Source organism: Halostagnicola alkaliphila, from assembly GCF_055379965.1.
The window spans coordinates 1,040,470-1,052,543 of record NZ_AP043826.1 but is presented as its reverse complement, the minus strand read 5'-3'; the positions used below and the strand labels follow the sequence as shown (position 1 = coordinate 1,052,543).

11 protein-coding genes and 1 tRNA gene are annotated in these 12,074 nt (G+C 61.2%); 6 read left to right on the top strand and 6 right to left on the bottom strand.

Translation table 11 applies throughout. From position 1 onward, the window contains the following. Nucleotides 1-256 precede the first annotated feature (256 nt). Nucleotides 257-1,822, bottom strand: a complete 1,566-nt coding sequence (locus ACZ5C7_RS10360; RefSeq protein WP_464376230.1) for a methyl-accepting chemotaxis protein — start codon at nucleotides 1,820-1,822, stop codon at nucleotides 257-259. A 290-nt stretch (nucleotides 1,823-2,112) separates the two neighbouring features. Continuing rightward, nucleotides 2,113-2,271 (bottom strand): hypothetical protein, encoded by a 159-nt coding sequence (locus tag ACZ5C7_RS10355; protein ID WP_464376229.1) that lies wholly within the window; start codon nucleotides 2,269-2,271, stop codon nucleotides 2,113-2,115. Between the two features lie 198 nt (nucleotides 2,272-2,469). Between ACZ5C7_RS10355 and ACZ5C7_RS10350 the strand changes: the two genes are divergently transcribed. Continuing rightward, on the top strand, nucleotides 2,470-3,453 hold the full coding sequence (locus ACZ5C7_RS10350; RefSeq protein ID WP_464376228.1) for an LLM class flavin-dependent oxidoreductase: 984 nt from the start codon (nucleotides 2,470-2,472) through the stop codon (nucleotides 3,451-3,453). Between the two features lie 72 nt (nucleotides 3,454-3,525). Here ACZ5C7_RS10350 and gfo6 read toward each other — a convergent pair whose 3' ends face one another. Next, complete coding sequence (gfo6, locus tag ACZ5C7_RS10345) at nucleotides 3,526-4,599, bottom strand: D-xylose 1-dehydrogenase Gfo6 (RefSeq protein ID WP_464376227.1); 1,074 nt, start codon at nucleotides 4,597-4,599, stop codon at nucleotides 3,526-3,528. A gap of 192 nt (nucleotides 4,600-4,791) precedes the next feature. Between gfo6 and nadA the strand changes: the two genes are divergently transcribed. The 4 genes from nadA to ACZ5C7_RS10325 all read left to right on the top strand — a co-directional run bounded on the left by nadA (nucleotide 4,792) and on the right by ACZ5C7_RS10325 (nucleotide 8,919). Further along, nucleotides 4,792-5,925, top strand: coding sequence for a quinolinate synthase NadA (gene nadA, locus ACZ5C7_RS10340; protein ID WP_464376226.1), 1,134 nt, complete (start codon nucleotides 4,792-4,794; stop codon nucleotides 5,923-5,925). Nucleotides 5,926-5,927: 2 nt separating this feature from the next. Further along, nucleotides 5,928-7,595 (top strand): L-aspartate oxidase, encoded by a 1,668-nt coding sequence (locus ACZ5C7_RS10335; RefSeq protein WP_464376225.1) that lies wholly within the window; start codon nucleotides 5,928-5,930, stop codon nucleotides 7,593-7,595. 15 nt (nucleotides 7,596-7,610) lie between these two features. Beyond that, nucleotides 7,611-8,426, top strand: a complete 816-nt coding sequence (gene nadC / locus ACZ5C7_RS10330) for a carboxylating nicotinate-nucleotide diphosphorylase (protein WP_464376224.1) — start codon at nucleotides 7,611-7,613, stop codon at nucleotides 8,424-8,426. A gap of 64 nt (nucleotides 8,427-8,490) precedes the next feature. Further along, nucleotides 8,491-8,919, top strand: a complete 429-nt coding sequence (locus tag ACZ5C7_RS10325) for a hypothetical protein (RefSeq protein WP_464376223.1) — start codon at nucleotides 8,491-8,493, stop codon at nucleotides 8,917-8,919. A 73-nt stretch (nucleotides 8,920-8,992) separates the two neighbouring features. On the opposite strand, the gene ACZ5C7_RS10320 is transcribed toward ACZ5C7_RS10325, so the two are convergent. The 3 genes from ACZ5C7_RS10320 to ACZ5C7_RS10310 form a co-directional block, all read right to left on the bottom strand. Continuing rightward, on the bottom strand, nucleotides 8,993-9,976 hold the full coding sequence (locus tag ACZ5C7_RS10320; RefSeq protein WP_464376222.1) for a DUF7972 family membrane protein: 984 nt from the start codon (nucleotides 9,974-9,976) through the stop codon (nucleotides 8,993-8,995). A gap of 229 nt (nucleotides 9,977-10,205) precedes the next feature. Beyond that, nucleotides 10,206-10,289: transfer RNA gene (locus ACZ5C7_RS10315), tRNA-Leu, on the bottom strand. A 410-nt stretch (nucleotides 10,290-10,699) separates the two neighbouring features. Then, a complete protein-coding gene (locus tag ACZ5C7_RS10310) occupies nucleotides 10,700-11,038 on the bottom strand; it encodes a ferredoxin (RefSeq protein ID WP_464376221.1) in 339 nt (112 codons plus the stop codon). Between the two features lie 185 nt (nucleotides 11,039-11,223). Here ACZ5C7_RS10310 and ACZ5C7_RS10305 point away from each other — a divergent pair, with 185 nt between their 5' ends. Next, nucleotides 11,224-11,997 (top strand): hypothetical protein, encoded by a 774-nt coding sequence (locus ACZ5C7_RS10305; protein WP_464376220.1) that lies wholly within the window; start codon nucleotides 11,224-11,226, stop codon nucleotides 11,995-11,997. Nucleotides 11,998-12,074: the final 77 nt, after the last annotated feature.

Below are 12,074 nucleotides of genomic sequence, written 5' to 3'. Positions count from 1 at the left end.
ACGTCGACGACTAACCGTGACCGCCGGTCCGCCGAGTGCGTTTTCGTCACGTTCATCGCTCCCGGATATCCCGCCTCCGGTCTCGACAGGTTCTGGGCGGTCACAATCGATCACGTTAGTCGCGTACACGTCCTTACCGTGAATTCGCGGCCAACAAAATTTCAGCACCCGTTCGCTCGATCCTCGAGGGGACTGAAAACTCACCGGCACGAGCCTCGAGAGAGACTACAAATTCGGTTCCAAAAGTCAGCCCGTCTCAGTGATCCGCTTCGGTCAACTCGTCGACGCGGTCGATGAGCGTCGTCATGATTTCCTCTTGTTCGGCGGTGGTCTCGACGATCCGCTGGGTCGCCTCCTCCGAGCGATCCGACCGATCCCTGACCGTCTGTAGCGTTCCGGTGAGCCCTTCGACTGTCGAGGCCTGTTCGTCGGTCACGCGGGCGACTTCCGAAATTCCGTGGGCGGCCTCCTCGACGGACTCGCTGATCTCCTCGAGCGAACTGTGCATCGCCTCGATCTGTTCGTCCGCGTGCTGAATGCGGTCCTGCGAGCGGTCGACCGCGTCGGCCGTCTTCTCGGATTGCGCTTGCAGTTCGGAGATGTTCTTGGTGATCTCGTCTGCGTGCTCGTTCGTCTCGTCGGCGAGTTCCTTGACGTGATCCGCAACGACGGCGAATCGCTCGCCGCCCTGCTCGGAGCCCGCGGCTTCGATGGTCGCATTGATCGCGAGCAGGTTCGTCTCGTCGGCGATGTCCGAGATCACCTCGATCACCTCGTCGATGTCGCTGATCTGGTCCGACAGTTCCTGAACGCTCTCGGAGAGTTCGTTCCCGATCTCGACGACCTCTTCGGTCGCCTCCCGCGTTGAATCGCCGGCCTCGAGACCGTCTTCGGCGGTCTCGAGCGAGGCTTCGGCAGCCGCGCTCACTTCGTTCGCCTCGGCGGCGACTTCCTCGATTTCCGCGGCGAACGACTGAATTTCGGTCGTCGCGTCTTCGACCAGCTCGTTCTGCTGGGAGACGTTTTTGGCGATTTCGGTCGCCGCCGCGTTCGCCTCGTCGGTCGCCTCGTCCATCTGCCCTGCGTGTTCGTTCACTTGACCGGTGATATCCGCCAGGTTCTGGGCCATTTCGTTGATCGAATCGACGACCTCGACTAGGTCAGAATCGAGCGAGGAAAACGTCGATCGTCGCTCGGCTCGAGCCGACAGATTGCCCTGTTTGATCGAATCGGTGGTTTGCTGGACCTCCGAAATCAGGGCGGTCGTCGCGTCCCGTTCGGTGATCGTTTCCGTACGATCGATGACGACTTCGACGACTCCGACCAGTTCGCCGTCGTCGTACAGCGGCGTCGCGGAGAAGTCGATATGGCGTTCGTCGCCGTGTTGGTCGGTCATCGTACTCGTATCGCCGACGCGGTTTGACGACGGGTCGCGAAGTTCCACGTCGTGTTCGACGTGTGCCCGCTCCGGCGTCTCGAGAACCTTATCCGCGAGCGTCTTCGCGCGGCGACCGTCGGGGTAGAACATCTCCGAGGCCCGATCGTGACCGACCGCCTCCTCCCGAGTTGCACCGGTTAACTCGGCGAGTGTCTGACTCCACTCGACGATCACCCCGTCGGCGTCGAGCACGAACGTCGGCGTCTCGATACCGTTAAACAGCTGCGTATACCCGGCTCGAGTCAACGTCTCCCGGTCGACATCGGTCGACCCTGCACCTGCGTCGGCGTCACCGTCCACAGCGGGTGCGGACTCATTCGACACGTCCGATCCCGTCGGTTCCTGCTTCCCCCTCTCAGTGAGTGACGAACGGTTTCCTGTCATTTGTGATAACGTGTCCCGTAAAGAGAAGGACCGAGAGCGGGTTTATTCTTTGTGGCAGTCACTGGCACAGCTATCGTCCTCGCGGGGCCTGGTATCGAAAGAAAGGAGTTACAGTCCCACTCAAAAACGGCGAGGGGTTCATCCAGAACGCGTTCTTCTATCCGACTCGCATCTCGTCGCCTCGAGCAAGATGGTGAACAGAGGAGTTTCGAAGGTGAGTTCGATCGGCGTAGTCAGTGGAGAGGGAAGGTGATAAAACAGAGACGACGCGAGAGAAAGCGGGAATTCGGTTATCCAGTGATAAAGCCGCCTGGCGGACAGTGTTTCGCCGGCCGGCCGTCCTCGGTCGTTGCCGGTTCGGTTCCGAACTCCGGCGAGTGGCGGATCGTTCGACGGATTCTCGCACCTCGTCGGGCGATTCGAGTCGTGAGGATTAGTAGTTTACTCATACATGAGTAATTGTTGCGTGACGCCCATAAGTATTTTCGAGACGATAGATTGTGTTGGTTAGCATCCTGTCTGATCAACGGGTAGACAGCTACGACAGCCCGCATCAGTGGTTTGGCATAAACGAGACGAGACGAATCAGGGCCGATATGAGACGAGACGGTACCGAGGTTTTTGCACCGCGGCGTAAAAGGGATGGCATGGAACTCGATCTCATCGTTTCGGAACTCCACGGGGAGGAACCCGCCGATCTCGCGAGGAATGCCGAGTCGCTCGGCTACAAGGGGCTCTGGTTGACCGAACTCTGGGGCGAAAACACCGTCGTCCAGCTCACAGAAATGGCATCGGCGACGAACGAAATCGGTCTCGGTACGGCGATCGTCAACGTCTATTCTCGCTCCCCGGCCGTACTCGCGATGACTGCGAACTCGCTCGAGCGAGCGTCCGACGGTCGGTTCGTGCTCGGAACCGGCGTGAGCACGAAGAAGGTGATCGAGGACCTCCACGGGGAGTCGTTCGACCGACCCGTTCGGCGCGCCCACGAGACCATCGAACTCGTCCAGCGGTTCACAGCCGGTGACGGGGAGCGTGTCCGGTACGAGGGCGAACTCATCGAGGTCGCCGATTTCCCCGCACTCGAGGCGGACGTGCCGATCTATCACGCCGGACTCGGCCCCGCGAACCGGCGCGTGGTCGGACGACTATGCGATGGGTGGATCCCCCACAACATCCCGTTTTCGCGACTCGAAGAAGCCTTCGAGACCATCGCTGAGGCCGCGCGGGAGCGGGATAGAGATCCCGACGAGATCACCGTCGCGCCCTACGTTCCGACGGCGGCAAGCGAGGACTCGAAACTGGCCCGAGAAACGATGCAACAGCATATCGCCTACTACGTCGGCAGCGGCGAGGGGTATCGAAAGGCCGTCGCGACGGAATACGAGGATACCGCCGAACGGATCGCCAACGCCTGGCGGAAAGGTGCTCGAGACGAGGCGACGGGAATGGTTACCGACGAGATGGTCGATGACCTCGGCGTCGCCGGCGAACCCGAAGCGGTTCGAAAACGGCTCCGAAAACTATCCGAGGAGACGATCATCGACCGACCGATCGTGGTCGTCCCCGAACCGGCGACGGCGGACCTTCGCGAGGAAACGATCCGAGAAGCAGCGCCGGAACGGTTCTAAAAAAAGCCACGGGTCACCCGACCCGTGGTCGTTTACGGTCGATGACCGGTTGTGGCACATTATAGCTGGTTGTTACGTATCCAGATCAACGCGGCGGCCCGCCTCGGCGGACTCGTAGGCGGCCTCGATAACGCGAAGATCGGTGATCCCGTCCATCCCGTCGGGTTCCGGTCGCGTCCCCGTTTGCACGCAGTAGCTGAAGTAGTCGAATTCCTCGCAAACCTCGTCCACGGGCGGGCCGGTGTACTCCATCCGCATTTCGCCGCTCTCGACGACGATTTCCTGCGGAACGACGCCACCGAACGGCGAAGCGATCGAGATCATTCCGTTGGTACCGACGAGCTGGAGCTGACTACTGGCGTGGGCGTCGAAGCTCGCCGTACAGGCCGCAGTCGCTCCCCTCGGGAACTCGAGTTGAACTGAGACGTGTTCGTCGACGCGATCGAAGGGCTCGCCGCTCGAGTGGGTCGATGCGTACACCGAGACGGGATCCGCGTCGAGGAGGTATCGGCTGGTGTTAATCGGGTAGATGCCGAGGTCGACGAGCGCCCCGCCGCCGGCGAGTTCCGGATCCAACCGCCAGGAATCCGCTCCCGCGTACTCGAGTAATGGATGGGAAAAACCGCCGTGTACCTGCACGACGTCGCCGATAACGCCATCTGAGATGAGTTCCCTAGATCGACGAACCGTCGGCTCGAGTTGGAGTCGATACGCGGTCATCAGCGTGACGTCCGTCTCCGAACAGGCGTCGACAACGTCGCGCGCCCGCTCGACGGTTATCTCGAGTGGCTTCTCACAGATGACGTGCTTTTCTCGGCGAGCGGCTGCAATCGCATACCGGCCGTGGTAGGTGTTTGGCGTCGAAATGTAGACGGCATCGTATTCATCTTCGAGTTCACCAGTGAGATACGCGTCGTAATCGATGACGTGTTCGACGCCGAACTCGTCCGCAACTTCGCGGGTTCGATGCGAGGATCTTGTGACGAGAACAGTTGCCTCACAGTAGCTTCCGTCGTGAATCCCGGGGAGCGCACGATTCCGTGCGAAGCCGCCGATACCGAGTACCGCAATTCGAACCGTGCCATCGATCGGTTCCCGTTCCCAATCTCGTCGTCTGAAGTTCGTGAAGGTATCCTCGAGGGTCATACGACTGCTACGACACCGACCCAAAAGACTTCAATTCAGGGTTTGAGGACAGTTCGAGAGGAATGATGGTTTCAGAATTGGCTATGATCTCATCTACATTGTTAGTCAATAACAATCAGTCAAACACTGTGATTGAAGGAAAAAGTTATTCAATAGGAGATTGTGGACTAGAATCACCCACAGGTGACCGCAATGGTAACAATGGAAACCGCAGAACTCGATACCGATTTAAGTTTGTTCAAATACGACACCCTCGAACAGCTTCCGCCCAGATACCGGGATCTCGAAGAAGACGAGCGAACACAACGTATCGAGTCCGCGCTCGAGGCGTTAGGCGAGGACGTGGTGATTCTCGGGCACAACTATCAACGCCGGGAGATCGTCGAACACGCCGATTTCATCGGCGACTCCTATCAGTTGTCGAAGGAGGCTGCAGACGCGGACGCCGAGTACGTTATCTTCGGCGGCGTGACGTTCATGGCCGAGTCCGCGGACATCATCACGGACGACGACCAAACGGTGATTCTCCCGTCGATGGAAGCCTCCTGTCCGATGGCAGGGATGGCCGAAGCGTTGCAGGTCGACGCCGCCTGGGCGGAGATCACCGACGCCGCGCCTGACGAGGACATCATCCCGATCACGTACATGAACTCCTACGCGGATCTCAAGGCGTTCTGTGCGAGTCAGGGCGGCCTCGTCTGTACCTCCTCGAACGCGCATAAGGCGTTCGAGTACGCCTTCGAGAAGGGTGACAAAGTCCTGTTTTTGCCCGATAAACACCTCGGCGAAAACACCGCTCACAGACTCGGCATGGAAGACGAAATCGCCGAGTGGGATCCCTGGGATCCCGAGGGAAAGGATGCAGACGCGGTCGCCGACAGCGACATCATCCTCTGGGATGGCTACTGCCAGGTTCACGAACGGTTCCGGGTCGACCACATCGAGAAAATCCGCGAGTCGGAGCCGGACGCGAAGGTCATCGTCCACCCCGAATGTCGCCGCGAGGTTGTCGAAGCCGCCGATAAAGCCGGCTCGACGGCGACGATCTGCGAGACGGTCGAAAACGCAGATCCGGGCGAGACGTGGGCGATCGGCACCGAAATCCACCTCACGAACCACCTCCAGCGCTGGCATCCCGAAGTGAACGTCCTGGCGCTCTGTGGCGACGCGTGTATGGACTGCAACGCGATGCGCCAGATCGATCCCAACTACCTCACCTGGGTCCTCGAGGAACTGCTCGAGGGACGCGAACGGAACGTCATCGAGGTCGCACCCGACGAAAAAGAGCTGGCCGGCGTCGCTCTCGATCGAATGCTTGAGATCTAATCATGACGGGCGAATCCACCACTTCCGCAACTGATCGCGACCGCGCGGACACCGCGGCGGCCGCGGACGTGCTCGTCGTCGGAAGCGGCATCGCGGGCTGTGCGGCGGCGCTATCGGCCGCTCGAACGGGCACAGACGTTCTCCTCATCACGAAAGCGAGTCGGCCCGACGGGGCGAGCACCGACTGGGCCCAGGGAGGTATCTCGACGACGCGAGGCGATCCGGAGAGTCTCAAGGCAGATATCCTCACGGCCAGCGACTACACCGCCGACCCCGACGCCGTCGACGTACTAGTCGAGGATGCGGACGAAGCGATTGAAGACGTTTTGCTTTCAACACTCGAAATAGAATTTGACGAGTCTTCGAAAAGAGACGGCGAGACATCCGTCGCGAGCGAACGCGAACAAGCAGCGGAGACCCCCTTCGACTACACTCGAGAGGCCGCACACTCCGAACACCGAATCCTCCACGTCGACGCCTCGACTGGGACGCACATCCTGCGGCCGTTTCTGAACTACCTCGACGCACACGACGGCATCGAGATCCGTGAGGATACCGCCGCACTCGAGTTGCTCACCCACGAGGGGCGAGTCCACGGCGTCGTCAGCGACGAGGAAGCAAGCGGAAAACCGATCTACGCGGGCGCGACAATTCTCGCGACCGGCGGTATCGGCGCGCTGTACAGTCGATCGACCAACCCCGACGACGCCACGGGAGACGGCATCGCGATGGCCGCCCTCGCGGGAGCCGACGTGGCGGATATGGAGTACGTCCAATTCCACCCGACCGCCTACGACGGGAGCGAGACGAGACGCGACTCGAGAGCAGGACGCGACGACGGAGGCTGCGACGCCCCCGAGCGGGACGATCCGTTCTTACTCTCCGAAGCGTTGCGAGGCGAGGGAGCCGTCCTACGAAACGGAGATGGTGAACGGTTCATGACGGAGTACCACCCGCAGGGTGACCTCGCCCCGCGGGACATCGTGGCCCGCGCGGTGGCCGACGAACGCGAAGCGACCGGCGAGGTCGTCCTCGACGTGAGCCCGCTCGAGTTCGAAACTGAGTATCCGGCACTCGCCGAGAAGTGCCGAAACCGGGGGATTTCGGGCGAAGAGATTCCCGTCGCACCCTGTGAACACTTCCTCTGTGGCGGCATCGACGTCGACGAGGACGGGCGAACGTCGCTCGACCGCCTCTACGCCGTCGGCGAGTGCGCTCGGACGGGCGTCCACGGGGCGAACCGATTGGCGAGTACGAGCCTGCTCGAGGGGCTCGTCTGGGGACTCCGCGCCGGTGAAGATGCAACGGGGTACGAGCCCGAACCCGAGCGCGTCGAGGCCCCCGATCTATTGAATCGCGACCCCGAACTCCCCGAACGCTTCGCCGCGGAAAAATCACACCGGCTCGAGCGAACGATGGACGAGTACCTCGGGTTGCGACGCGACACCGACGATATCGGGCGTGCGAGCGCGGTGCTCCGGCGACTCAAAGGCGAACTCGACGCCTACATTCGCACGCGCACCGCTCGAGACCTCTACGAACTCCGGAACGCGAGCGTGACGGCGCTGTTGATCGCCCGCGCGGCGGGCGAGAACCCGACCTCGAAGGGCTGTCACTACGTCGTCGACGAGAGCGACGAATCGCAGACGAGCACCGCGGCAGACGATTGATACCGAGAGATAGCGATGATTACTGACACACAGATCGAACGCTGGCTTCGCGAAGATATCGGTCACCACGACGTAACCAATCAGGTTCCCGGCGAGACGACGGGGCGTCTCGTCGCCAAAGAGCCCGGCACTGCCGCCGGCCTCGAGGCGGCTCGTGCCGTCTTCGAGTACCTCGGCGTCGACGTGCTCGAGTCGGTCGAACCGGGATCTCGAGTCGCCGCCGGCGAGAGCCTCCTCCGAGTCGAGGGACCCGCACGCGACGTGCTTCGGGGCGAGCGCGTCGCCGTCAACCTCGCCGGCCACGCCTCGGGGATCGCGACAAAGACGCGCGCGGCGGTCGATCGCGCCCGAGGCGAATCCGACGCCGTTCGGATCGCGGGGACCAGAAAGACGACGCCCGGACTCCGCGGCCTCGAGAAGCGAGCCGTCGTCGCTGGCGGCGGCGACACGCACCGACTCGACCTTTCGCACATGGTCATGGTCAAAGAGAACCACGTCGCCGAAATGGGCCTCGAGGAAGCCGTTTCCGAGTTCCGAGAGCGAATCTCGTTCGCGACGAAGATCGAAGTCGAGGTGGAGACGGTCAAGGACGCGCCGCGAGCGGCCGAAGCCGGCGCTGACATCGTTCTGCTCGATAACATGGACCCCGCGGCGGTCGAGGCGGCCGTTTCGGAACTCGAGACGTACGAGAAGACTCTCGCCGAAGCGAGCGGAGGGATTACGCTCGAGACGGTCCCCGAGTACGCCGCGACGGGAGTCGACATCGTTTCGATGGGCGCGCTCACCCACTCCGCGCCGACGCTTAACCTCTCCTTTCGAACGTCCGGGTAGCGATTCGATGGATGAGGTTGTCAAACCATAATACATATAAATTCAATATGAGAGATGCGAAGGTATGGACGGAACACACGACTCTGAGGCGGAAGGGTTCGAAAACACGCCGTTGACGCCGACACGGCTCGGAGCGGTCGCCGCAGTTTTCGACGTCGTCGCTTTCACTTTCATCGGCTATCTCGTACTCGAAGATCCTGCACTCGGCGCCGTTTCCGGCCTTCTGGTCGGCCTCGGTATCTACCAGTTCCTGCCCCTGATGATGCAACCGGACGGCCTCGAGTCAAGTGAGGACTCTGCCTCCGGTAATCCGGTCCGCGGATACCACCGACTCGCAGGCGGCTACGGATTGTCCGTTGCGGGCCTCGTCTTTTTCGCGGTGGGGTTCGCCGAGTTCGAGCTCTTAGTCGGCGTGCCGGCGGCGCTCGTCGCCGGTGCCGCGGTGTATCTCGGCGCCGGATTCGCGTTCCCTAATGCGTCAGTACGAGAGTAGAGCGACCGCACCATCGAGTGGGCCGGTTTCGTCACGACTCGAGCCGACAGCGAGTACGCTCGAACGAATTTACTTAAAGCGTATAATCGGTCTCCGAGGCGGCAAACGGCATGACGGTCGCGTTTCGCTGAGCGACCCACGAGAGCCGGAGGACGAACGACGCGAGGATCGCCAGCGGCGCGAAGCAGGCCACCAACGCGACCAGCGTCGCGCCGACGATAGCGGTCGCCGGAAGCGCCTCGATCGCCGCGAGATCGTAAACCGCGAGCGTCGCGGCGGTGAGAAACTGCGCCGGAAGTCCGACGAACAGCAAGATTCTCGAGAGGAAGGACAACTCCTTCGTGATATAGACGGTTCGAAAGTACTTCCGAGCGACGTCGATGTGAAGCAGATGTTCGCGGATCGACTCGACTACTTCGCGCTGGGACTCCGAAAGCCGGTCCGCGTATTCGGTCTCGATTCGGGAGAGTTCGTACAACTGTTCGGCCTGTGTCGTCCCGAGCGTCGCCGCGATGGCACCGAAAATCTCCTCGTCGGCGGCGGGCGTATCGAGCGCCTTCGTGACGGTTCGGACGTCCCGACGGAGCGCGCCCGCGAGGTCGTCGAACTCCGCCGCCAACTCGCCGCTCGCCGCGTCCGTGCTCGATTCGCGAAGTCGCTGCGCCCGATTGCCGAGGTTCTCGTGGAGCACTCGCAAGAACGCCCCCGGCATTACGGGACTTACCTCCCGATCCATCACCGATTGAACTTCGTTTCTGTACTCGACTGCGTTTCGCGTTCGTTGCTCGAGGTTCCCCGGCGATCCCAGTTCCCTCGAGAAGACCAACTGGTTGATCGCGATGACGACCGTGATCAGCGTAAGATTTCCGCCGAGAAACGCACTAAACAGCAGGTACAGCGGTTCACCGGGTTCTCGAGGGAACAGGTTCGTGGCGAGAAGCACGCACAGCAAGCCAAAAATCCCGCCGAGCAGGAGTCCCGCGACCGTGAGTCGGTTCCCCTCGATGATCGCCCACCGGAAAACCGGATTCGCCCGAGTACCCGATTCGTTGGCCATAGCCGGTCTTGCTACCAGCGCCGCCATTGTGAAGGTGCTACCGGCGAGAGAAACGACTCGAGGTTCGCTTCGGTATCAGCGCGGTCTCGAGTGTGACACGAGCGATTACAATGCGAGAGTTGGGATTTGAACCATGGTCGGACGTTCTCACTCACTTCGTTCGCGCTGCGACTTGCATAGTTAAAATCCCGCTTCGCGCACTCGTCACTCACGGATTGTTCGTGACGAGTGCGAGGGTTGGGATTTGAACCCAAGGACCCCTACGGGAGCGGGTCTTAAGCCCACCGCCGTTGGCCTGCTTGGCTACCCTCGCACAAAACGTACTTGCTCGTTACCCCCGCCTTGGGATGTGCGTTTCGGTGTGGCCTTGGGTCAAACCGTGAGCGACCATCGGGAGCGAACGGGTCGACGAATCCCCGAAGTTCGCGGCACGTTCGCCGCGAATTGCGAGCGGTGAAACCGCGAGCAGGGGTGAGAAGACTTTTGGTGGAGATTTTGCCAGTGAAGCGAGCGAAGTGCGGCGCTTGCGCCGCTACTGGGCGAACGGACAGCGTCCGTGAGCCGCGAGCGAAACGCAGCAAAAGGTCCCGGCGTGGTAAGCCCACCGCCGTTGGCCTGCTTGGCTACCCTCGCACAAAACGTACTTGCTCGTTGCCACCGCTTGGGATGTGCGTTTCGGTGTGGCCTCGAGTATGTATTGATCTATCTCAGCCACAACCTGCGCTACCAATCGACGCTGAGCGTGCCGTCACCGTGTGGGTCTGGCGCAATCTCCTCGTCGGTTCGGCGGTCGACGACGTGAATACAGCCGTCGTCTTTCTTCGCCGGGCAGACTTCCGCCGCACGGACGTTTTCCTCGAGATCCTCCTCGCCGAAGAAGTACGATTCGGGCTGTGCCAATCCGGATTTGATATCCATCGTCCAGTTGTCCGCGACCTCGGCGCACTTGCCCGCGCCGAAGCACTTGTTCGCCTCGAAGATGATTTTATACGGTTTCTCTTCGACTGACGGGGCGTCGGCCGAACCGACGTCGCTCGGGCGCATGACTTCGTCGTCACTCATTACTCGAGTATCGGGAGTCGGGAGACTTTCACGTTACGGTCGAGCGGGGCGGATGTGATGAGTGAATCATCCAAATGGCCGTCGAGAGGGTTCATCGCACCGCCATTTGCTGATATTAATACTACTGTTGAAAAAATTATTTTAGCTAGCAAAAGTTGTTTATTGCCTACCAGTCAACTATTAATATGCCTATGAAGTACAACCGACGGCAAGCCCTCCTGCTCACAGGTGGATCGCTCTCGACCGCTCTCGTCGCCGGCTGTCTATCCGGGAACGGTGTGGAGAGAACGCCAGCTTCCGGATCCTCGCCGGGTGCGGATCCGGACGGACCTGGTGATAGCGACGGTGGTGAACGAACTGACGAACTCCCGGACGAGTTCGATCGAATCGACGCCCCGCCGTACCCCATCGAACGGGAACGTTGCAGTTCCGACTCGGAGCGCGACCCGCTCTATCTTAGCACCGAGATGCCCGCCGAGCCGTCGCTTCCGTTCGAACACGAGGAAACGGCCCGGTCAATATTGATCGACGAAGGACTCGGTGCCGACGAGGACGGCGACGGCGATCCGCAGCTGTACGCAACCCTCCTTACCGACGAGGACGACCTCGAACGGATCGACCTCGAGGCCGACACCCCGGCGACGGCGTTGATCGAAGATGCCGATTTCGACGAAGACGTGGTTCTGATCGCCCAGACCGGCTGGGGCTCGAGCGCGGAAACGCCGTTCATCAAACGGATCGAGGAAACCGAGGACGGGATCCACGCCGTCGGCTGTTATCGCCGTCCGTGTCTGATGACGATGGATTACACCTATCGAACGACCGTCGCCCGCGTCGACCGACCCGACGAACTCGAGTCCGGCGTGGTCAGTCTAACGGGCGATCCCGATACGCGCGTTAATTTCGCCGCCGGCGAAGGCGTCGTCACGCTCGAGGACGACTGGGCTAGGCCCACGTAGCGTTCGGGAACAGACCGGTTCGGGAATAGACGAATGAATCGCGACCGTGGGTTTCGATGCACCCGTCGAGTGACCGG